The 20,280-nt window shown below is 66.4% G+C and carries 22 protein-coding genes, 7 pseudogenes and 1 other annotated feature; of the genes and pseudogenes, 18 read left to right on the top strand and 11 right to left on the bottom strand.

Annotated features, from left to right (window positions below; genetic code table 11):
- Positions 1-58 precede the first annotated feature (58 nt).
- The 3 genes from ROP_RS37755 (at position 59) to ROP_RS37745 (ending at position 3,097) form a co-directional block, all read left to right on the top strand.
- Positions 59-1,111 carry an ABC transporter ATP-binding protein gene (locus ROP_RS37755; RefSeq protein WP_012686926.1) on the top strand — a complete coding sequence of 351 codons (1,053 nt, stop codon included), beginning with the start codon at positions 59-61 and terminating at the stop codon, positions 1,109-1,111.
- Positions 1,112-1,185: 74 nt separating this feature from the next.
- Positions 1,186-2,532 carry an NlpC/P60 family protein gene (locus ROP_RS37750; protein ID WP_007297926.1) on the top strand — a complete coding sequence of 449 codons (1,347 nt, stop codon included), beginning with the start codon at positions 1,186-1,188 and terminating at the stop codon, positions 2,530-2,532.
- Between the two features lie 301 nt (positions 2,533-2,833).
- On the top strand, positions 2,834-3,097 hold the full coding sequence (locus ROP_RS37745; RefSeq protein WP_231869113.1) for a hypothetical protein: 264 nt from the start codon (positions 2,834-2,836) through the stop codon (positions 3,095-3,097).
- Positions 3,098-3,388: 291 nt separating this feature from the next.
- On the opposite strand, the gene ROP_RS37740 is transcribed toward ROP_RS37745, so the two are convergent.
- Both ROP_RS37740 and ROP_RS37735 read right to left on the bottom strand, forming a co-directional pair.
- The gene (locus tag ROP_RS37740) at positions 3,389-3,745 is read right to left on the bottom strand and encodes a hypothetical protein (protein ID WP_007297923.1); all 357 of its coding nucleotides are present in this window, start codon (positions 3,743-3,745) and stop codon (positions 3,389-3,391) included.
- Positions 3,746-3,804: 59 nt separating this feature from the next.
- Positions 3,805-4,155, bottom strand: a complete 351-nt coding sequence (locus ROP_RS37735) for a hypothetical protein (protein ID WP_007297922.1) — start codon at positions 4,153-4,155, stop codon at positions 3,805-3,807.
- A gap of 628 nt (positions 4,156-4,783) precedes the next feature.
- On the opposite strand from ROP_RS37735, the pseudogene ROP_RS37725 reads away from it, so the two are divergent.
- Positions 4,784-5,739: pseudogene (locus ROP_RS37725) on the top strand (IS3 family transposase); the annotation flags it as partial.
- Positions 5,068-5,199: a sequence feature (AL1L pseudoknot), on the top strand. Its footprint overlaps the pseudogene before it by 132 nt.
- 7 nt (positions 5,740-5,746) lie before the next feature.
- Here ROP_RS37725 and ROP_RS37720 read toward each other — a convergent pair.
- Positions 5,747-7,141, bottom strand: coding sequence for an IS30 family transposase (locus ROP_RS37720; RefSeq protein WP_043827253.1), 1,395 nt, complete (start codon positions 7,139-7,141; stop codon positions 5,747-5,749).
- A 48-nt stretch (positions 7,142-7,189) separates the two neighbouring features.
- On the opposite strand from ROP_RS37720, the pseudogene ROP_RS42015 reads away from it, so the two are divergent.
- The 3 genes and pseudogenes from ROP_RS42015 to ROP_RS37710 all read left to right on the top strand — a co-directional run.
- A pseudogene (locus ROP_RS42015) lies at positions 7,190-7,483 on the top strand (integrase core domain-containing protein); the annotation flags it as partial.
- Positions 7,484-7,657: 174 nt separating this feature from the next.
- Entirely contained in the window at positions 7,658-8,080 is a 423-nt protein-coding gene (locus ROP_RS37715) for a pyridoxamine 5'-phosphate oxidase family protein (RefSeq protein ID WP_007297104.1), read from the top strand.
- A 426-nt stretch (positions 8,081-8,506) separates the two neighbouring features.
- Positions 8,507-8,980 (top strand): hypothetical protein, encoded by a 474-nt coding sequence (locus tag ROP_RS37710; protein WP_007297105.1) that lies wholly within the window; start codon positions 8,507-8,509, stop codon positions 8,978-8,980.
- Positions 8,981-9,029: 49 nt separating this feature from the next.
- Here ROP_RS37710 and ROP_RS43300 read toward each other — a convergent pair whose 3' ends face one another.
- Both ROP_RS43300 and ROP_RS37705 read right to left on the bottom strand, forming a co-directional pair.
- Positions 9,030-9,170, bottom strand: coding sequence for a hypothetical protein (locus ROP_RS43300; RefSeq protein ID WP_158306529.1), 141 nt, complete (start codon positions 9,168-9,170; stop codon positions 9,030-9,032).
- A 134-nt stretch (positions 9,171-9,304) separates the two neighbouring features.
- A pseudogene (locus ROP_RS37705) lies at positions 9,305-9,613 on the bottom strand (integrase); the annotation flags it as partial.
- On the opposite strand from ROP_RS37705, the gene ROP_RS37700 reads away from it, so the two are divergent.
- Together ROP_RS37700 and ROP_RS42005 are read left to right on the top strand one after the other, a co-directional pair.
- Positions 9,592-9,897 carry a hypothetical protein gene (locus tag ROP_RS37700; RefSeq protein ID WP_012686922.1) on the top strand — a complete coding sequence of 102 codons (306 nt, stop codon included), beginning with the start codon at positions 9,592-9,594 and terminating at the stop codon, positions 9,895-9,897. The pseudogene ROP_RS37705 and the gene ROP_RS37700 sit on opposite strands and share 22 nt — an antisense overlap.
- Before the next feature lie 48 nt (positions 9,898-9,945).
- Positions 9,946-10,170: pseudogene (locus ROP_RS42005) on the top strand (transposase); the annotation flags it as partial.
- Positions 10,171-10,368: 198 nt separating this feature from the next.
- Here the strand turns inward: ROP_RS42005 and ROP_RS37695 are convergent.
- On the bottom strand, positions 10,369-10,815 hold the full coding sequence (locus ROP_RS37695) for a MarR family winged helix-turn-helix transcriptional regulator (RefSeq protein ID WP_007297108.1): 447 nt from the start codon (positions 10,813-10,815) through the stop codon (positions 10,369-10,371).
- A 252-nt stretch (positions 10,816-11,067) separates the two neighbouring features.
- Here ROP_RS37695 and ROP_RS37690 point away from each other — a divergent pair, with 252 nt between their 5' ends.
- Positions 11,068-11,355, top strand: coding sequence for a hypothetical protein (locus ROP_RS37690; RefSeq protein WP_007297109.1), 288 nt, complete (start codon positions 11,068-11,070; stop codon positions 11,353-11,355).
- A 61-nt stretch (positions 11,356-11,416) separates the two neighbouring features.
- Positions 11,417-11,611, top strand: coding sequence for a hypothetical protein (locus ROP_RS37685; protein WP_007297110.1), 195 nt, complete (start codon positions 11,417-11,419; stop codon positions 11,609-11,611).
- 179 nt (positions 11,612-11,790) lie between these two features.
- Here the strand turns inward: ROP_RS37685 and ROP_RS43435 are convergent, their stop codons facing one another.
- Positions 11,791-12,228, bottom strand: a complete 438-nt coding sequence (locus tag ROP_RS43435) for a hypothetical protein (RefSeq protein ID WP_012686921.1) — start codon at positions 12,226-12,228, stop codon at positions 11,791-11,793.
- A 331-nt stretch (positions 12,229-12,559) separates the two neighbouring features.
- Here ROP_RS43435 and ROP_RS37675 point away from each other — a divergent pair, with 331 nt between their 5' ends.
- Together ROP_RS37675 and ROP_RS37670 are read left to right on the top strand one after the other, a co-directional pair.
- Positions 12,560-12,934, top strand: a complete 375-nt coding sequence (locus ROP_RS37675) for a hypothetical protein (protein ID WP_007297112.1) — start codon at positions 12,560-12,562, stop codon at positions 12,932-12,934.
- A 353-nt stretch (positions 12,935-13,287) separates the two neighbouring features.
- Positions 13,288-13,620, top strand: a complete 333-nt coding sequence (locus ROP_RS37670) for a cupin domain-containing protein (RefSeq protein WP_007297113.1) — start codon at positions 13,288-13,290, stop codon at positions 13,618-13,620.
- A 254-nt stretch (positions 13,621-13,874) separates the two neighbouring features.
- Here ROP_RS37670 and ROP_RS37665 read toward each other — a convergent pair whose 3' ends face one another.
- The gene (locus ROP_RS37665) at positions 13,875-14,081 is read right to left on the bottom strand and encodes a hypothetical protein (protein ID WP_007297114.1); all 207 of its coding nucleotides are present in this window, start codon (positions 14,079-14,081) and stop codon (positions 13,875-13,877) included.
- Between the two features lie 129 nt (positions 14,082-14,210).
- Between ROP_RS37665 and ROP_RS42965 the strand changes: the two are divergent.
- A pseudogene (locus ROP_RS42965) lies at positions 14,211-14,418 on the top strand (recombinase family protein); the annotation flags it as partial.
- A 216-nt stretch (positions 14,419-14,634) separates the two neighbouring features.
- A complete protein-coding gene (locus ROP_RS37655; RefSeq protein WP_012686918.1) occupies positions 14,635-14,919 on the top strand; it encodes a hypothetical protein in 285 nt (94 codons plus the stop codon).
- Between the two features lie 480 nt (positions 14,920-15,399).
- Here ROP_RS37655 and ROP_RS45340 read toward each other — a convergent pair.
- Positions 15,400-15,522, bottom strand: a pseudogene (locus tag ROP_RS45340) (hemin transporter); the annotation flags it as partial.
- Between the two features lie 776 nt (positions 15,523-16,298).
- Between ROP_RS45340 and ROP_RS44605 the strand changes: the two are divergent.
- Positions 16,299-16,382 (top strand): annotated as a pseudogene (locus ROP_RS44605) (Hin recombinase); the annotation flags it as partial.
- Positions 16,383-16,439: 57 nt separating this feature from the next.
- Positions 16,440-17,702: an ATP-binding protein gene (locus ROP_RS37645; protein ID WP_007297117.1), complete on the top strand. Its 1,263-nt coding sequence runs from the start codon at positions 16,440-16,442 to the stop codon at positions 17,700-17,702.
- Positions 17,703-17,981: 279 nt separating this feature from the next.
- Here the strand turns inward: ROP_RS37645 and ROP_RS37640 are convergent, their stop codons facing one another.
- Positions 17,982-18,287 (bottom strand): hypothetical protein, encoded by a 306-nt coding sequence (locus ROP_RS37640; RefSeq protein ID WP_012686916.1) that lies wholly within the window; start codon positions 18,285-18,287, stop codon positions 17,982-17,984.
- Positions 18,288-18,495: 208 nt separating this feature from the next.
- Between ROP_RS37640 and ROP_RS37635 the strand changes: the two genes are divergently transcribed.
- Entirely contained in the window at positions 18,496-18,840 is a 345-nt protein-coding gene (locus tag ROP_RS37635; protein WP_007297119.1) for a hypothetical protein, read from the top strand.
- A 74-nt stretch (positions 18,841-18,914) separates the two neighbouring features.
- Here the strand turns inward: ROP_RS37635 and ROP_RS37630 are convergent, their stop codons facing one another.
- The gene (locus ROP_RS37630) at positions 18,915-20,225 is read right to left on the bottom strand and encodes a hypothetical protein (protein WP_231869112.1); all 1,311 of its coding nucleotides are present in this window, start codon (positions 20,223-20,225) and stop codon (positions 18,915-18,917) included.
- Positions 20,226-20,280 lie beyond the last annotated feature (55 nt).

The raw sequence follows: 20,280 nt of genomic DNA, 5'->3' as shown, positions 1-20,280 counted from the left end.
ACCGACTGCGTGATGTATCCCTTCCCGAAAATTCACGAATCGACGTAAGGAAGACTCGATGGGTGTCGAAGTTTCAGTCAGCGACCTGACCAAGTCGTTCGGCTCGCAGAGGATCTGGCAGGACGTGTCGCTGACCCTGCCGGCCGGTGAGGTCAGCGCGTTGCTGGGCCCGTCGGGAACCGGTAAGTCGGTGTTCCTGAAGTCGCTGATCGGTCTGCTCCGCCCGGAGCAGGGGTCGATCGTGATCGACGGCACCAACATTCTCGAGTGCTCGTCCAAGGAGCTGTACGAGATCCGCAAGCTGTTCGGCGTGCTGTTCCAGGACGGCGCCCTGTTCGGCTCGATGAACCTGTACGACAACGTGGCGTTCCCGCTGCGCGAGCACACCAAGAAGTCCGAGTCCGAGATCCGCAAGATCGTGATGGAGAAGATGGAACTCGTCGGTCTGCTCGGGGCCGAGGACAAGCTGCCCGGCGAGATCTCCGGCGGTATGCGCAAGCGCGCCGGCCTGGCCCGCGCCCTGGTGCTCGACCCGCAGATCATCCTCGTCGACGAGCCGGACTCCGGCCTGGACCCGGTGCGCACCACCTACATCTCGCAGACCTTGATCGACATCAACGCCGAGATCGACGCGACGATCCTGATCGTCTCGCACAACATCAACCTCGCCCGCACGGTGCCGGACAACATCGGGATGCTCTTCCGGCGGAAGCTGGTGATGTTCGGCCCCCGCGAGGTGCTGCTCACCAGTGAGGAGCCGGTGGTCAAACAGTTCCTCAACGGCACCATGATCGGCCCGATCGGCATGTCCGAGGAGAAGGACGAGGCCACCATGGCCGCCGAACAGGCGATGGTCGACGCCGGCCACCACGCCGGCGGGGTCGACGACGTCGAGGGCATCGTCCCGCAGATGAAGGCGACACCGGGGATGCCGTTCCGCCAGGCCGTCGCCCGCCGCCAGGAACGCGTCCGCGACATCATGCACACCCTCCCCGAGAGCGCCCAGATCGCGATCCAGGAAAGTTTCGACGAACACGAGCTCTACAGCGATTTCGATTCCGCTACTGAGGAACTCGGCGCCGTTGATGTCCATGATTGGAGCGCCCCGTGACCGAAGTCATGGCACGAGCTAGCCCGGCACCGGAACTCGAAGACGACTGTCCGATGTAGAGAAACGAGCGAAAGATGTCCGACCCCTCCGCCATCATTGCGGCGATCGTGATCGCCGCCGGTGGCGCCGCGAACAGCACTAACCTGCCACCAGAGGTGGAAACGCAGGTCACCGACACCCTGGCCGTCGTCGAACAGGCAGCACCGGCCCTGGATCAGCAGGTCGGGGACGTGATGGCGACGCTTCCCGCCCCCGTACAGCAGTTTGCGCAGCAGGGGATCGACAATGCCGCGCAGGCGTTGTCCGGGGTGATTCCTCCTCAATCCCCGCCCGCGCCCCCGCTCCCGCTCCCACCCGCCGACGCGCCGCCACGCCCGGATCCGTCCCCGGCGGCGCCCGAGCCACCGGCCGACAGCGATGTCGTACCCGAGCCCGGCAATACCGACAGTTCCGGCGTCTCGAGCTGGGCAAACACAAACGCCCTCGACACCGCGTTTGCCGCACCGACCAGCAGCGTGCTGCCCCGCCTCACCTTCGCCCCCGGCAACGCGTTCGCCACCTTTGTGCCGTGGCTGACCAAGGCCGGCGCACTGTGTGACGGGATCACGGCGCCGACACTGGCGGCCCTGTATTCGGCGGAGAACGGATTCCGCTACGGTGCCACCGCACCGGTGTCACCCGTCGGCGCCAAGGGTCCCGGCCAGTTCATGGACGGCACCTGGCGCACCTACGGCAAGGACGCCGACGGCGACGGCACCGCCGATATTCTCGGCGTCGCGGACTCGGTCATGGCGTCAGGACATCTCTTGTGCGACATGTACAACCAGATCGACACGTGGAAGCACCAAGGACGAGTTCGCGGGGACACGCTCGATCTCGCGATCGCCGGATACAATGCCGGGGTTGGTGCCGTGCTCGCCTCCGGGGGAATGCCCTCGGGTAGCCCCGACTACGAGAATCAGACGAAACCGTACGTCGCGAAGATCCGCGCGGCCCAGGACTACTTCGCGCGGCTGCTCTCCCCCTTTGGTGGACCTGCCCTGTCCGAGCTGGGCGCCCGGGTCGTCGAGAGCGCAATGAACTTCCTCGGCCTTCCGTATGTGTGGGGCGGCGGCAACATTCACGGCCCCTCCCAGGGCGGGTTCGACTGCTCCGGCCTGACCTCGTACGCGGTGTACACCGCGACCTCAGGCAAAGTGACACTCCCCCGCACCTCCGAAACCCAATGGAACGTAGGAGTCGAGCGCCCACTGTCGGAGGCAGTACCCGGCGACCTCCTGTTCGGGAACTGGAGTGCGAACGGTCCCGGGCATGTCGCGATCTACATCGGAAACGGGCAGATGATCCACGCACCCACGACCGGCGACGTCGTACGCGTGGCATCGGTTTTCGCCGACATGCGGGCACGGCACGTGATGTGACACCCGAGTAGGATCTGGTGTTGTAGGTTCTCACGCTACTTTTCGCTCTTCTCACTATTCTGTCGCCAATTCGTCGGCGGCGAACCGGATGACCAACGAATCTCCAGGTCAGCGACTCATGGGGATGGCCGGCAGGCGGCGCCGAGCGGTGGAAGCTCCCCGCCGGCCGAGGAAAGCGACATTTCGATGAGAAAAGCCACCGACAGAAGGGTGAGAAAGCTACGCGAAACCGCAGGTCAACGCTTCTCTCGGGAACTTTTTGTTCAGAAATCATATTTGTGCTGGTCAGCGGCCTGCTTGTGTGCACTACAGGTTGGGCACGTGGTGGTTGTGGTCGGCCGTTGAGGGTTGCCATCAGGTCTCGGTTGGTGGCGCGGGCGGCTGCGAGTTCGTCGTCGCGGTCCTGGAGCTCGTGTTTCCTGCCGAGGAGCTGCTGTTCGAGTTCGGCGGCCCGCTCCCGGAGGGTGCCGATTTCGTCGTGTCCGGTGAGACCGGCGCCGTGGAGAACCTGTTCGCCGAGAACCTCGGAGAGTCTGTCGGCGAGTTTCGTGTTCTGCTGCCGTAGTCGTTCGTTTTGTGCCCGCAGGTTGGCTACATCGGCCAGAAGTGACCGATAGCTGGTGCGGGTGCTCGACGGTGGCGGCTCAGGTTCGGCGGCGACTGTCAGGATCTGGGCTCGGAGATCGTGGTGGCGATTAGAGGAACGAGCGGTCGACTCTCGCGGTGCGAGCGACGGCAGAGATTGTGATCTCCGCCCCGTCGGTGCGGAGCCGGGAAAGCGCGTCGAGGACTCTTTGCCGTCGACGGTTGCTGTCGCCGCGGCGGGCCGCGATCAGATGTTCGGTGGAGTTCGAGGTCATGAGTGCGTTTCGAGGTGTGGGTCGAGCGTTTGCGGCCCGGTGGTGGGTAGTCCGAGGTGCACGGTCTGTCGGGTGCGACGCACTACCCGAACGGCTTCTTCGATCTGTCCACGCTCGTCCTCGGTGAGTGCGTCAAGCTCGTGTTGGACGCGGCGGATCGACTGCCTCAGCCTCGTGATCTCCGCTTCCGACGGCACCGCCTCGTCGCGGGCCCAGTCGTCGAGTTCGGTAGCTGCACGGACTCTTTCGCGGTCACGCAGCAGGGTGTCGAGGTAATCCCGCAGCTCGGGCAGGTAGGAGGGGTCGGAGCGGAAGTGACCTTCCGTGTCAAGTCTGCGCGTGTTGTCGATCAAGTTCTGTTCCTCGCTCGGGTCCGAACCGACTATGCGCGTGCTGAGACCAAGCTCGGGGCTCAGTGGGTGTGTCGTTGCAGTGGGCGGACGACGTCGTTGGTCTGGCTTTGCTCGCGCAGTTGGGCGTTTTCCACTTCCAGGACGTGGATGACGCGGGCGTAGGTCGCGACCTGGTCTGTGAGCCGGGTGTGTTCGGCGCGGAGGTCGGCGAGTTTCGTGCGGAGCTGATCGTTGTCGGCGTGCAGTCCGTCGGCGATCTTGGGGCGGTGGTCCTGGGATCGCACGAGCGCGTAGAACAGGTCCTTCAGCCCGGTGTGCTTGTGGGTCAGCTTGTTGCACCGCAGACCGGCTTCCTCGGCGCCTGGTGATGGCGAACATCTCGGTGGTGACCGGGCCGTGCGTGAGTCCACGCTCGACCAAGAACTGCGCGTACTTCTCCAGCACAACGCGGTCGATCTGCCCCAGGCAGGTGACCTGGTGCTGGTCCAGCCACTGGGCGAAGCCCCTCCATGCCGAGAAGGTGCGTTTGAGGCTGCCCGCTGACAGCCTCGGCCGGGTGGACGAACCCGAGCGGTGAAGCAGTATGTCCGGCGTCGGAAGGTTGATCACTGCCCAGCCCGCGCGCATGAACCCGGCCCGCAGACATACCGGGACACCCTCCCAGTCGACGGTCAGCGAACGTCCCGCGGCGCCGTGGGCCAAGGCCGCCAGCTGCCAGCGCAGCTCACCGAAGCGCGGGATGTCGGCCTCGCGGGTGCCAGGCCGCGCGCGGTCGGCGGGAAAGACCGGGGTGTCCGGGGTCGGGTCGACCAGTCTCGGCGCCTCATGCCTGAGCGGGTGTGATGGGATACTCATGCGTCCAGCCTCCGGTCGAGCATGCGGTCGATCAGGTCCTGGTCGCCCTCGGTGAGCTGGGCTCGCAGCGCCGCCCGTTCGGCCTCGGTGGTGTGCGTGCTGACCAGGTCAGCCACCCGGCCGTGATGTTTGAACCGTCCTGGACGAGGTGGAGACTCCTGATCTAACAAGGAGAATGCTGGTATGCCTGCACCGAAGAAGTACGACGCCGAGACCCAGGATCGCGCCGTCCGGATGTATCGGGACCGGATCGACGAGCACGGAGGCTCGAAGGTCGCAGCCCGGCGCCATGTCGGCGAGCTGCTCGACATCGCGCCGGCGACGCTGCGGAACTGGATCGAGCGGGAGGAGAGCCGCCAGGCCCCCGGCGCATCGTCTTCGGCACCTGACGTGTCGGCCGAGGTCGCCAGACTTCGCCGAGAAGTAACCGAATTGCGCAAAGCTAACGAGATTTTGAAGACCGCGAGCGCGTTTTTCGCGGCGGCGGAGGTCGACCGCCGACTGCGGTGATCGTCGACTACATAGACGTTCACCGCTCCCGTTTCGGGGTCGACCCGATCTGTACTGTGCTCACCGAGCACGGCATCAGCATCGCCCCGTCCACCTATTACAAGGCCAAGCAGCGCGGACCCATCTCGGGCACCGACCTGACCGAGGCTTACGCCGCCAACGCCGTGCACAGGGTGTACGTGGCCAACAAGCGCCTCTACGGTGCCCGCAAGATCTGGTGGGCGATGAAACACGCCGGCCACGACATCGGGCGCGATCAGGTGGCGCGCCTGATGAAGATCTGCGGGATCCGCGGGGTGGTCCGCGGCAAACGCCGCACGACCACCACCGAGCGCGACGAGCGGGCACCACGACACCCGGATCTGATCAACAGGAAATGGGACGTCCCGGACCGCCCCGATCAGTGGTGGGTCGCGGACTTTACGTACGTGTGGACACTCACCGGATTCGTGTACACGGCGTTCTGTGTCGACGTGTTCTCCCGCCGGATCCTCGGGTGGCAGGTGATGACATGCAAGACCACCGTGTTGGTCACCGGAGTGCTCGAGCAGGCGTTGTTCACCCGCAGGAGAACCGACATCCGTTTCACCTCAACGGGTTTGGTGCATCACAGCGATGCGGGGAGCCAGGGCGGATTCAACCGGTCGTCGCAACACCGTGCCGTGAGGACGAGTGTACCTGTTCGGCAAACACTTCCGCTGGAGTTCTCCAACCGTGCACTTTTCGGGGGCGGTTGTTGAGCGCATCGGCGACCGCCTGAAGCTCACGGAACTTGTATCGGGACAGATCAGTTCCCTTCGGAAAATATTGTCGCAGCAGCCCATTGGTGTTCTCATTCGTTCCGCGCTGCCATGGACTGTACGGATCACAGAAGTAGACACGGATACCCGTAGATGCCGTCAGCTCGGCATGACGCGCGAGTTCCTTTCCGCGATCCCACGTCACGGATCTGCGTAGATGCTCGGGCAGCGGTGACAGCGTCGCGGCCAGAGCATCACGAACGGACTCCGAACCATATCCGGACAGCGCCGGCCCGTTCTTCACCATCGCCGCTGTTCCATAGCCCTTCAGTCGCGGCAGGTGTAGTAGAGTCGTGTATCTGCTGGTGCGCTCGACGAGCGTGCCGATCGCGGACCGGGTCAGACCGATGATGAGGTCGCCCTCCCAATGCCCCGGCGTCTTCCGGCTCTCGACCTCCTCCGGACGGGCGCTGATGGTCACCTCCTCGGTGATAAATCCGGTGCGCTGCTTCCGTGCTCGCGCACGAGGCTTTCGCAGCGCCCGGCCGGTGCGCAAGCACGCGACGAGCTCCCGCTCCAGGCCGCCGCGACCCTCGATGTAGAGCGATTGGTAGATCGCCTCAGGTGAAATGCGCATCGTCGGGTCCTCCGGATAGTCGATCGGTAGGCGATTCGAGATCTGCTCCGGACTCCACGCCGTCGCCCACCGACGATCACCGCGCCGAGGCTTGTTTCGGCCAATCCAAGCGGCATCCGGACCGGACACCACGGTTCCATCGTCGGCACGAATCACACCAGACAGTTTGTCCTGCACATATTCTCGTAGCCGATCGTGTTCGGCGAGCTTCGCTGGTTTTGGGCGCCTCGCGGCGAGGTCGGCCTTCCACTGTGCGGTCGACGCTCGGTATGTGAGCTTGCCATTGCGGGTGGCGGCGTTCCGCCGCAACTCCCGCGAGATCGTCGACGGTGACCGTCCGATCCGGTCAGCGATGTCGCGCATACTCATACCCTTGGCTCGCAGCAGCGCGATATCCTCACGCTCGGTGAACGACAGGTACCTCCCCGAGACCGGGGTCAACTCGATCGGTGGCATCCCACCAGCCTGGCGGAACCACCGTGTCCCCACCGGCCCCGACACGCCGCATGTGGTCGCTGCGTCGTCGCTCGTGAGACCCTCGGCGATCCGCGTCCAGAATGCCCGCTCTAGATCTCGGCGTATCGGAGGCCGTCCCGGTGACCGCATCACCGCACGCCCCGTCAACGCTGCTGCCCACCCGGGTGGTCGTCCCATTCCCACACCTCCGTTATCGAGGTGTTGCTTCCACCGGTTGAGCCTGGTCAGTACACCGCAGCAGCTTTCGTCGATGTATGCCGCCGTCATGGGATTCAGCTAAGTCGAGGACGGGTCGGCTCGAGTTACGATAATGCTCTCGCCGAGTCGTTCTTCCAAGGACTCAAGAGGGAGTGGCTGCACGGACGGAGTTGGACGTCGAAGTCGCAGGCACGGCTGGACCTGTTCGAGTGGCTCTCGTACTTCAATCGACGTCGCCGTCACTCCGCCCTCGGATACCTCACCCCAGTGGAGTTCGAACAACGACTCATCGCGTCGTCTACGCTGTCAGTCGCCGCATGAAATCCGGTGTCCACTCCCGAGGGGCAACCTCACTACCCCGGTTCAACAACGGTGTCCGTAAAGATGGTTCCCCGTGAGTTCGGGACTGGCCAAGCGGGTGACCTTGTCCTCTGTTTCACCACCCGCGGTGAGGTGATCGTTGAAGTGGTCGGGCACGTCGAGGGAGGAGACCACATGACCACAACAGCGCCGGATTCGGTGCTCTCCACCGCCGAGTGCATTCGCTTGCTGCGGTCGGTTCCGGTCGGTCGAATGGTCTTCACCGAGAACGCGGTGCCGGCGCTGCGTCCGGTGACCTTCGCCACCGTCGGGGGCGAAGTCGTCATCCCCACCGACGACGAGTCGTTCGCACGGTTCGACGGGGAGCTTCTCGCATTCGAAGCGGGGGACATCGATCTGATCACCCGAATCGGATGGAGTGTCACTGCCATGGGCCACGCCACCTACGTGGCATCCGCGGACGCCGTGGCCAGATTTCACCACCGGAACGCGGTCCCGTGGTCGATCCATCCCGGCGACCGGCACCTCATCATCGACATGGAATACGTCTCAGGTCGCCACGTCACGCTGATACGCCGCGACGGTGACACCCGATGAAGGACGGTCGAATGGCACCGGTCGTCGGGATACCGGACCCCCGAGGGCCGAAAACCGAGGACCGAAACAGCAAGCCCATCAGGCACATGGCCATCAGGTCCGAGAGGTACACGACCGTGTGGCCGAAATACAGGGTCCGCGGGACCCGAGGCGGAAACGAGGCGGCCGAGAGTCGCCAAAGGTCTTGCCTTGCCGGGACGATTCGTTACGGTCGCTGGTGGGCGACCGAGTGGGACTCGTAGCCGCGGGCGGCGGCGCCCGCGGCGAGGCCGGTGCCATCACCTCACTGCTCCCCCGGCTGGGCCGGCCGCCGACCATCCTGGTCGGGCGCCCTGAACGTGGTCGGGTTGGCCGGCAATGCCCACCGGGTCTCACCGAGGCCGCGGAAACCGTGGTGCCGCTGCGTGATTCGGTGGCCCTGCGCGAGTGTTCTCGGTGGCCGGCGGCGTCGCCGACAGCGGGCTCCGCTACCTCGGGCAGATCGCGGGCCTGCGGGTACGGTTGGCGAGCCTGTTCGACACCACCCGGATCCACGAGACGGTCGGCACCCTGGTCTCGTTCGAGAAGGTGCGGGCGAACATCGACCGGGGCCTGGTGGAGGCCGTCGCCGTCGCGACCGCCCTCGGAGGCGACCGGCGGCACCGTCGTTTTCTTGCACAAGCCGGAGCTTGCCCCTGGGATGTCATACCAACACCTGCCCGGTCGGTGTCACCACCCAGAACCCCCGCCGCGGGTGCGCTGCCCCACCAGCAGGAGTGGACGCAGGCTTTTGCGACGCAGACCTCTTGTCCGCTGTGCACGAACGTCTCTCGCCTCGTCGTGGCCCGGCCCGGCCGGCTTTGGCCTCAGCCAGGGACCCGACCGCGATCGTGGGTGCTGACCAGCAGGTCGGTGGGCTGATCACCGGACGGCCCGGGCCCTCGTTGTGGGCTGCGCGCCGCGGAAGTGCTCACGTGAGGGCGGGGCGGCCGTCACCGCCCAGCCGAGCGCCGACGATCGGGGTGGCCGCGAGAGCCGATCTTATCGCTATACAGCCGGCCACCAGCGTCGCGAACCCCGCGCCGGGAACCATCCACTTCAAACGCAACACGAACCCGACCGCACACGGCCACTGCGGACACAAGGCATACCTGGGCCACCGAGCTCGCCAACGCCGGGATGAGTCTGCAAGCGTTGATGGCGCTGCTCGGGCATTATGTGGGTGATCTTGTCAAGGTGATCATGTCAGGAGGCGGACTGGTCGAGTCGGGTGAGCAGTCCGTCGAAGATCTTCTGCCGACCGAGTTGGCCCTTTTCGGCGGCGTCGTCGCGCTGCGATTGCAGGGTGGGGCGGAACTCGATGGTGGTCTGGAAGAACGTGCAGGATTCGCAGATGGATTCGAAGTGGCAGTCGAGTCCCACGGGTCGGGCGCAGTAGCCGTTGCCGAGCATCCGGCGGTGCATCTCGGAGCGTAGCTTCCGCATCTCGGTCCCCTCGTCATCGGCGGGCAGTTCGCGGGGTGCGTCGTAGAGTGCCTCGACCTTCTCGGAGACCCGACACCGTCAGCTGGCTCGGCAGCGAGATGCTCAAAACCCGTGTTGCCCACGGCTACTGCTCCCGCCACGAAGCGTCCGGCGCCTGCCCCTACGCCAACATCTGCGAAACCTGCGACAACTTCGTCACCGGACCGGAATTCCGCGGTGCGCTCGAGGCGCACCGCACCGACATCCAGGCCCTCGAGGCCGACGCCCGCGACCGTGGTTGGCTCGACGAAGCCGCCCGTCACCACCGCGTCGCCGGCACCCTCACCGACCACCTGCACCGCCTCGACCGCTGACTCAAATCGACCGCCAGGGGTTGATCCGGCCCCGAGGGCCGGATAAAGGAGCGACTGAATAAGGAGATCCGCCGGAGGACCGATGTCGTCGGAATCTTCCCCGACCGCACCGCGCTGATCCGGCTCGTCGGCGCGGTTCTCGCCGAGCAGCATGAATGGATCGAAGCCCGCCGTTATCTCGGGCTCGACGTCCTGGCTCGCTCTCGCGGCGCCAGCACCGCGGGCGACACTGCGGAATCGGCCGAGGAGGTGACACCCGCGCTGACCGCATGACCACCCACCGACGAGGAATCACACGGCTGCTTCGTACACCACGTCCTGGGACTTGACCCCGACGCCCTCCGCGGCGACGGTCGGTACCGTGGCCTCTCAGCTCGCGCACGGCGACTTGCCGACAATCCGCCGGACACACGGTACGTGCGGAACGGAGCCCTTCCGCGCCGGCCTGGGCGGCGCGAGCGCGGCGCTCCGCTAATGGAGCCGTTCGGTCAACCGGGTAAAGACCCGCTCGAGGCAGTCGAGTTCCGCCGGATCGAGATCGTCGAGGAAGAGCTCACGGGCGCTCTGCGCGTGAGGAGGGACGGCCTGATGTAACGCCCGCAGGCCTGACGCGGTCAACACCGCCCGGCTCCCCCGGCCGTCGTCGGGTGCCGGTTCCCGCGCAACAAGGCCCCGTTTGCGCATCGACCCGATCTGGTAGGTGATGCGGCTACGGGAGAACACCATTCGGGCGGCGAGCTCACTCATCCGTAACCGCTGGTCCGGGGCCTCGGACAGCAACAGCAAGACGTGGTAATCGATCATGCTCAGCCCGGTCGCCGCGCGCAGCGCCTCATCCAGCCGGGTCTCCAGCCGCAGGCTGCCCTCGATGTACACCCGCCAGGCCTGACGCTGTTGTTCGGTCAACCTGCTCCGCACCGTCCCACGCCCCTTTTGCCGCTCACCTACCCCTAGTTAAGAACTGTACTGCTCGCCGAGATGGGGGGCGTATTGGGGAACCAAATCTCCTGGGAATAAACCAGACGCGGCCAACGTTGAAGGTAATAGAAACTTGAATTATTGCGTGAAGGCCTCCTACCGAAGGAGCCGGACATGACGAAGAACCTGGGTCTCATCGACCCCGACGAGGCGGTGTAGCCGCTCATCGACCACCGGAGCGGCCTGTTCCAGGTGGTCAACGACCAACCGTTCACGCAGGTCCGCGCCAACACCGTTGCCCTGGCGGCAACCGAGGGCTACAAGGTCTTCGGGGCGATCGACGCCTCGGGCACCTACCCCACGCTCCCTCCCGGAGACCGCGACGGCCGGATGGTGAAGGCCCCGTACTCCGGCGTCATGACCACCGACCAGCTGATAATCGAGTCGAACCAGCGAACCCAGGCCGACGCGACCGGCAGCGACAGCAACGACGCCCACGCCGAACGCAAGCTCGCCGCGACCACCGCAACATCCCGGTAACCAGTCGGGACGTGACCTGCCCTATCGTTTCATCCCTCCCCGACCAGGTGAGGAGAAAGCGATGTACGAGAATGAAATTCACGAACGCCGACTCTGCGGTGACCGCCGGCAGTGGCACGGCACCACGGTGCTGTGCACCGCCGACAAATGGCATCCCGGCCGGCACCGCGCGATGGCGATCGATGCCGCAGGACACCTCACCACACTGTGCACCTGGACCGACCTGAATGCCCCCGGCCACGACCTGGCGGCCTGACACCTCGCGCACCCGATCAGGAACACGTATCGACGAACCCGGAGGACAGTTCGGCGATCCGCCGTCGGCGCCGGATCGGACTGGGCGGGTTCGGAATCTCTATACCGTTGGTAACGTCACACCGATCCCACCACCGGCCGCGCAGCCACCGAAGCCACCGCATCGACGCGATGGGTGGGCTATCGGGTCTCGGTACCGAGGTGGATCAGCGCGAAGTCCAGTGAGACGGCGACCACGTCGTCGGTGTCGTCGATGCCCACGTCATGGTCACCTCGGCGAACCAATCCAGGCACGCGTCGAGATCGCTGAGATTCACACTCAGGAACCGCATCCGCGGGGAAGAGAGACAAGCACACGGTCGCCCAGATCGCGGCCATGCTGAACGTGCCCCGCACCACCGTGTACGGGCACCTGAATACACGGACCACCGGCGGTTCCGATGCACACTCGGCCGACGAGGTGGTCTCCCCTACCGCGACGGCGAGGACGTCACGCGCCTGCCCGACCTGCGGCACGAACCGGCCACCCGCGCCGAGGCCGCCCACCAACGCGCCGACCTCGCCGTCACCTGGCTGCACCCGGACCCGGACCATCCTGGCGTGCTCAGCCGAAGTCATTGCCGCCATTGCGAACCCGCCCACCCTGCGTTCGACATCGCCTGCTCGGTGCGAGCGACGGTCCCATCCTGACCGGTGTCCTCGCGGAAGCCACCGAGACCGGTGGGCTACCCGACTCGGTGCAACGGTGGCTCGCATCGACCCGATGGCACACCGGTCCGGCATTGCTCTGCCCCGACCACACCTGACATCGGTGGACGGTCCCGCCACCCTGTCCTGGCGCCGGGGTTCCCCGATGACGGGCCCCGCTCCGAGGACGGTGGACGTGTCGGACAGGTTGTGCGCCACTTGTGGATGACAGGGCTTCCGGCCGGGGAGCACACTACGAGATATGCGGAGCGTGTTCGCTCACCAAGCCGTCCTGGTCATGACACCGGATGCCGATACCGGCGCGCCCGGCGCCGCGGTCACCTCCGCGTTGTGCACGCACTGGGGACGCCAGCCGCCTCGCTCCCTCGCACCGCATCACACCCACGCCGACCGACTCGGCGACGAGGTCCGGATTCGGATCGTGTTCGCCGTCGATCCGGCCAGACAGAACGCGGTCCGGTCCCGGATCGACCTGGCGCTGGCCACCGGCCACACCTGCGGGCCGGACGGCACGATCACCCGGTGGCAACTGCGCAGTTGCGGCCCCGCCGCACCCATTCGCGGCCGAGGCGAGCGTCCTCTTTCCCGGCGTGGCGTGAGCACAACGAGAAATTAGAGCGGCATCGACCGCAGATAGCCGGTCGCCTCGCCGACGAGCGGCGAGGTCAGTTCTTGTCGGCGGTCATCTGACGGACACGGGCGCCAAGCTTGTCGAGCGCCATCGCCGGCCTCGGCGTCAGCAGAAAGCTCCCCGCTGACGCAAGCCCACCGCCGAGCCCGGTTGGTGGGGCCTTGCTCCGCGTGGGTGCTTCGAGGAATCTTCACTTCCGGTCCGTCCTTTGGCTGCCGTGGACACGTGCCTACGTTCCAGTTGAAGAATGTAAGTGCGTGGGCGGCCGGGCCGTGACTCCGCGGCGAAGCCGACTGTCGACGCGCCCTGAACCCGGTGCGGGTGGATAGACTAGCGGCATGCAGCGGGTTTCTCTCGAAGCCTTGGCTCGTCAGCAGGTGAAACAGGCGGCCACAGCCGGTGGTGGTCACACCGCCGACACCGTCTACGGCGGGCATGAGAAGGTCTTGCGGCAGACGGTGATCGGCATGATCGAGGGTGCCGTTCTCGGGGAGCATGCGAATCCGGGTGAGGCGACGGTGCAGGTCTTGTCCGGCCGGGTCCGGCTCAGGGCCGGCGAGCTGTCGTGGGAGGGGCGTGCGGGTGACCTGCTCATCGTGCCCGACGCCCGGCACAGCCTCGAAGCGTTGGTGGACTCGGCGGTCCTGCTGACGGTCGCGAAGCTGGCGTGACCCGCGCACCCGCACACTGGGCTACGAGCCGTCTCCGGCTAGCACTTCCGATGCCCCATGGTGCGCCGCTATCAACGACAGGCCCGTTCGCGGCGACGGCGCAGAGCCCCCCGAGCGCCGTCACTGCATTTCTCCCGCCCGATTTCTCCCGCCCGCTGTCCATCAGTGGCCCGTACAAGGAGGAGATCGGTCGCGCTAGGTTTGAGCGCCGCGGCGCCTGACGTCGTGAACACGGGGGTGCCGCCGGTACCGGGTCATCTCTTTCCAGTGTCGTAGCTCGGCGCACGGCTGTCCGGCCGCCCGGTGGTCAACCCGTCCGTCCTGTGGGAGGCGGAGGAACCGATCCGCGCGTACGTGCGGACGGCCCGGCGGGCGGTCCGCACGAGGTCGGCGATGCCCTGGGTAGCCGGTGCGGTGACGGTGTTCGATTCGGGACGCCAGTGCAGCTGGGGATCGCCCAATCCCGCAGTGTCGTCTCGGGATCTGGGATCGGATCCCAGCAGAGGATCCACCAACCGAGGGTGTCCCAGCGAAGGTCGGCGGCCTCAACCGATCGACAGCACAACATCACCGAATTATGACGCCAAGCGCTGCTGGCACTGTTCGGGCAGATGGAACGCACCTACGCCGTCGAGCGCGCCGCCCACGCCCGCATGGTGGCCACCGAGAAGGGCCGCCGGGTCGGCCGGCCCAGCGTGGTCACCGACGCCCAGTTCGCCTACGCCACCGAGCTGCGCGAGCGCGCGCGCCACCATCGCCGAGATCACCGACAAGACCGGGCTGACCCGCTCGACCCTGTAGCGGCATCTGCCACCCCGGCCGGCGGATACAACTGCGGGATGTTATGGGAGATATCGGTGAACTCGGCGACTGACCCCCGACTCCCATCCCTTCCGACACCACATCCTGCACCACCGGGAAACGAAGCGTGAGCGGGACGCCGTCGAGGCGGGTCGGCGCACACTGACCCGTCGAGCCCGAGCATCGGCAGTGTCGAACGATCGGAGGTCCGCCTTGAGCGTCGCGCTGTACTTCGTCGGAATCAGCCTCATCGGCATCGTCGGACTGAGCGACCTGGTCCGCGGATCGAGGCAGACCGCTCACCATGGCCTACACACGTGGTCGACATCTCTAGCCGTGGCCGGCACCCTCTGCTGGATAGCCGGAGCCGTCCTGTCCGGTCAACCCCTCTGGTGGAAGATCTTCGCCTCCGTCTTCGTGAAGACGATAGGTTTTCTCATGGCCATAAGATCACGGTTCGTGCCCGACCGCCAGAAGAAGGAACCCGGAAACGAATGACGGGATCATCCTTCCGCAGCCCGACGTCAGTGGAGGCTGGCAGAAGAAGGCGGCCAATAAGTGCCTGTGGGACCGTTCGGACTGACACCAGCAACGCCTCCTCGCCCAACGGCAGTGACGAAGCCAGAACGACCGCGAAAAACACTGACCGCGTCCGGGTTTCGGGTGGATGCTCGATCGCGATATCGGCCAGTTGGGTCAACTCAGTCGGAATGAGCAGTGTCCGAGCCCGTCCTGCACCACCGGCGCCGCGAACACGGTCATCGTCGCGGTCCTGACCTGACCCTCCCGATTCTGTTCAGCACGCGAAAGACGAGCAGACCGATCAGGGTAAGCGCGCCGACGTCCCGCTGCCCTAACCTCCTTGTCGTCGTCGGGACAGCCGATCTCGTGCTGTTCCGCCCAGGGCCGCACGAACGGCGGGGCCGATGTCGAAGGCTTACGCCGCACGGCGGCGATGATCTTCGCCACCTCTGGAGCGGCCGCCCAGCTGTCCGGGCCGAAGACTTCGTAGTGGATGTTGTCGGCCGCGACGTCCTTGTCGAGCAAGGCTTCGCGCATGCCGAGCATGAACAAGGGTGGCGCGCACTCGTATACGCCTGTCTCGAATCAGCAGACCCCGAAACTGGCGTACATGTGGTGCTGGAACGCCGCCCCGCCGCACATCACACAGTCCGGATCTGGATCCACTCGCCACCCACAGGGGAACGAAGCCGACGTCATCGCCGACACGCCCTCCACCCACCGGGCAGCGCGCCGCGTTCCCCCGGATCCCGTGCGCCGCACCTCTCCGCCAATATTTCGGTGCCCACGCGACGCGTCGACCGGTTCGATCCATGGCCACCTGGCGTCCGCACTCGCATCGGTGACACGATCCTCGACCTCCAACCCCTGATCGCTCGGAGCAGCCGAAACACCGCTGACCAGCGGAGCTACCTGCGGCGACTCCGGTCGACGAGAGTGAGCACGAGCAACCAGCACCCCGCCGTGAGAACCCGGCAGTGGTCACCGCGACCACGACCATCGCCGACACCAGCACGCCCTGACCACGATCACCCTCCCGCCGCGACGCACACGCTTCACCGACCCCCACACCACCAATCGGACGCTACGGCAGCGGGCGGGGCCCACCGCCCACTCTTCGTTCTCGCCGCCGTGACCACCGTCTGGACCCCGCTGACGACCGATACCTGGGAATGGCGAGAAGCACGGCGATCGTCGGCTACCAGGCACCCAAACCCAGCTGGGCGACACGATGATCTACTTCTCCGCCGCCCTTCCGTGGTCACCCTGGCCGTCACCGCGGTCCAATTCCGCGACCGAAAGACGGAGCGCGGCTGGCCGCCCGTGCCCGCTGACGTGAGGGTGGACGGCCCTCGAAGCTCAGCGCGGACCGGATCGAACTCGCTCAACGCCGGCACGACTCCGGGGAACACACCGTCGCCCAGATCGCGGGCGGTTAACAAGTACGCACCGCAGACGTACGCTGAGGATTTCGCCATCCACTTCAGGGAGGGCGCATGGACGCCTGGACCATCCGAGACTTCGAACCCGAGGACCTCGAGGCCGTCGTGCGCATGGACAGCAGTTCCACCACCACGGACCAACTGCCCCTGTTCGCGCTCTCGGATGTGGTCGGGAGTCTGCTGAACCGTCACCCCGCCGTCGTCGCGGTGCGGGACGGGCACATCATCGGGACGGCAGTTGCTCGCGTCGACGAGGACCGCGCCTGGGTCATGCGCCTCTCCCTCGATCCCGAATGGCGGGGTCAAGGGCTCGGCAGCGCCCTGTTGTCTCAGCTCGAGCACCAGCTCCTCGCCAAAGGAGTGCGACGAGTGAGCGCGCTCCTCCCCGAAGGTGAGACAGGTGCCACCGCGCTGAGCAATTCCGGATTCACTACCCGCAGCGGAGTCACGTACTACGAGAAGCTCGGGACGGTGTCGCCCCGCACGGCCGGGGTCCTGGCGACTCTCGGCGGTGCGGTGCCGCCCGCCGGACTGTGGAAACAGGTCGCCGGAATGACCCGGGAGAAGTCGCTGATCGAACGCAAGATCGTGCTCCCGCTGTCGAGGCCGGCGCTGGCCGCCGACCACGGGGTGGCGGCACCGCGCGCGGTGGTGCTGTTCGGACCGCCGGGAACCGGGAAGACGACGTTCGCGCGTGCCATCGCCAGCCGGCTCGGCTGGCCGTTCGTCGAACTGTTCCCATCGCGGCTCGCGGCCGGCGAGAACGGGCTCGCCGCCGGTCTCGGGGAGGCGTTCGCGTCGATGGGTGAACTCGAGCACGTCGTCGTCTTCATCGACGAGGTGGAGGAGGTGGCGGCCCGCCGCCGGCCCGGTTCGCAGTCCGTCGGGGTGGTGAACGAACTGCTGAAGTCGATCGTCAACTTCCGCGAACGCAGCGGACGGTTACTGGTGTGCGCGACCAATTCCGTTCGAGCACTGGATGATGCATTCCTTCGACACGGACGTTTCGACTATGTGCTGCCGATCGGGGCGCCCGACTCGGAGGCCCGGCACGCCCTGTGGGAGCGGTACCTCGGCAACGAGCAGGTCGACGTGTCTGCCCTCGTTGCGGCGACCGAGGGCTACACGCCCGCCGATGTCGCGCACGCGGCACGGACCGTTGCACAGGCGACCTTCGAGTGCAGCGTCGATTCGGGTGGACGCTGCCACGCCGGCACCCAGGACTACCTGGACGTGATCGGCACGGTGCGTCCCACCCTCACCGCCGAGATGATGCAGGCGTTCACGGAGGACATCGTCGGTCACGCCCGCACCTGAGTTTGAGACTGCGAGTGTTTAGTAACCACGGGCGGTGTGTTTCGGTCACAGTGAGGGCCGCCGCAGCGATCATCGCCGTCACCCTCACCGCCGGTGAATACCTGTGAACTGGCGTACCAGTGCTGGCCCCTTGCCCTGCTGGCCAATCGCGGGTCGCACTGTGTACCGGCCGACGGGTCGAGGCCGCCCGAAAATGGGAGCGAGCGGCGCTGACCACAATACGGTGGCAGGCCTTCACCGTCCCCGGCTCGCACCGACGCTCGCGGCAGCGGACGTGTATTACTCCCGGCGGCGAGGTGTGGCGCGTTCCCACCAGTCGATCGCCTCGCCGTCTGCCGCTAGCCGTTCCACCGCACGCGCGGTGAACTCGACCTGGGCGCCGGATCCGGACCAGCAGAACGTCCACAGTTGTTTCGCCGCGAGATGATAGTGGTGCAGGGCCTCATCGACGGCGTACGCGTCCACCTCACCGGCCCGGAAGCGGTCCACCTCGGCAGCGACACACTCGATCAGCTCACCCAGCCGGGCCTCGTGATATGCGGCGACCAGCGCCCGATCGGCTCGCCGCTGCCCCTTGGTGCCCACGGGCACCGACGGTACCGATATCGAGGCACCCACGCCCCGAAGACCACGCCCACCGGGAACGGCGCGCCGCTCGCCGCGGCGACGTCGTCTGATCGGTCCGATGCACGGGCCGCCGGTGCCACTCGACCGCCGACCGAGGTGCGTGATGTGATTCGGTCGACGGTACCGGCGATGTACGGCCCCTCCGGTACGGAAATGGAGGACCGAGATGACCGAAGTCGACCACATCGACGTGGTCGGGGCGCAGTCCGTGCTCGAGGTGGCCGAAGCGGTCGCCGCGGTGCTCGGCGCCCGGATGGAGATGGGCGGCGAACCCGGCCGCATCGTGGTCACCGGAGCCCCCGATCCCGATCTTCGGGTCGTCATCGGGCTGGCGATCAACGACCGCGGGATACCCGAAAGGTGGACCAGGCGAATCACGATCAGCCACGATCGCGGGAGCGACGAACGCCGCCGCTGGACACAACACCTACACCGCGCCCTCACCGAACGCCGCGACTGGACCCTCACCCAAATCCCCGGCGACCCACCGAACCCACACACCCCACCCTGATCGAACGCGTTGAACGCCGTCCAGAGCATCTTCGACGGGCGCCTGTCCGCCACGAACATCTCACCACCACAACGTCAGTCAGTCACACCGATCACCGACCGACCCATCGACCCGGGATCGCCAGACGCGACAGTGCCCTCCTCACTACTCGGGGTGTACAGGAGTTCGGCGAGGCGGTCACCGGTGACGGTAAATCTCGGGGCCGCCGGCTGCCCGAAGAACGCCCCCTTACGGGTGCGCAGCAGGTCTTCGCCGTCGCGCTGCCGGGAGAAGCCGGGCCTGCGCAGCAGGACCCGGAGGACCGTCGACGCCGCCGGGTGGCGCCCGGCCAGTCGGCGCAGCGGCAGGGCCGAGACCGTGTCGTCGTCGAGATATCCGCGGAGAACGGTGATGTGGGTGTGGTCGCCGGCCAACGCGGGATCGGCGAACATCGCATCCAGACGGCCGAAGTCGCGGTAATAGTTCAGGCCCTCGGTCTCGTCGTAGATCAACCCGACGGTGTCCGCGTCGAGGTAATCCTCGGGCAGTCGGCCCATCTCCTCGGCGGTGAGGGCGCCCGGCGCCGCCGGGTGGGTGGGCGTACCGTCGGCCTCGACGGAGGCACCGACCTGAGCCAGGCGGCGCCGGTAGTGTTCGATCAGCCGTGCCGGGGCCGTGGTGGGCGGCAGAATCACCAGATCGGACCCGAACAGGTCGACGAATGCGGCACGGTCGTCGGCCTGCAACTGCCAGGCCCGCTCGTACAGATCGCGATTGCGGCGCAGCAACCCCGGGTCGGCGGCCACCACCTCCATGCGGCCCGGGCCAGGGTCGGGCCGACGGAGGCCGGAAAGGAACCCCCGGTGACCGCTGATCAACCAGTGGCCGGTGGCGGGATGAACGGGCACGATCCGGCCGTACACGAACATCTTGGGCCGCACCGTGGCGAACACGTCGGGGCCGATATTGGAGTGCACCCGATAACGCAGGTCGTCGACGAGGTTGTGAAAGACGGTGGTGCCGATACCGTCGCCTGCCGGGTGGACCTCGAAGTAACCCTCGACGACATCGCGCCAACCCAGCAGCATCTGGGACTCGTCCTCGGTCAGGCGCGGCCGCTGTTGCGCGACGAACCGTTCCACCACCGTGCCGCCGTCGCGGAGCCGGTTCTCCAGGACGAAATGATCGAGGGTGCGGACGAGGATGCCCTCGTCCAGCGGACCGAGATCGGCCGCGGCCCGCATCAGGGTGGTCAACTGCCTGCCGAAACGGGCATGCTGGGCGAAGTCCAGCAGCTCACCTTTCAGGTCCCCCCTGCGGGCCACCAACTCGGTGACCGTCATCGGCGGCGAGGCAGCCGGCCACCGCGTCGCCACACCCGGCTTCTCTCCGGGCAGCTCAGACATGAACCCCGGTCCTGTTCGCAACGTGCGCATCACGGCCGTGGTTACTACCCGGATT

The sequence above is a fragment of the Rhodococcus opacus B4 genome, assembly GCF_000010805.1.
Lineage (GTDB): Bacteria > Actinomycetota > Actinomycetes > Mycobacteriales > Mycobacteriaceae > Rhodococcus_F > Rhodococcus_F opacus_C.
Note: the sequence above shows the minus strand (reverse complement) of the source record. Positions and strands in the feature narration are given on the sequence as shown.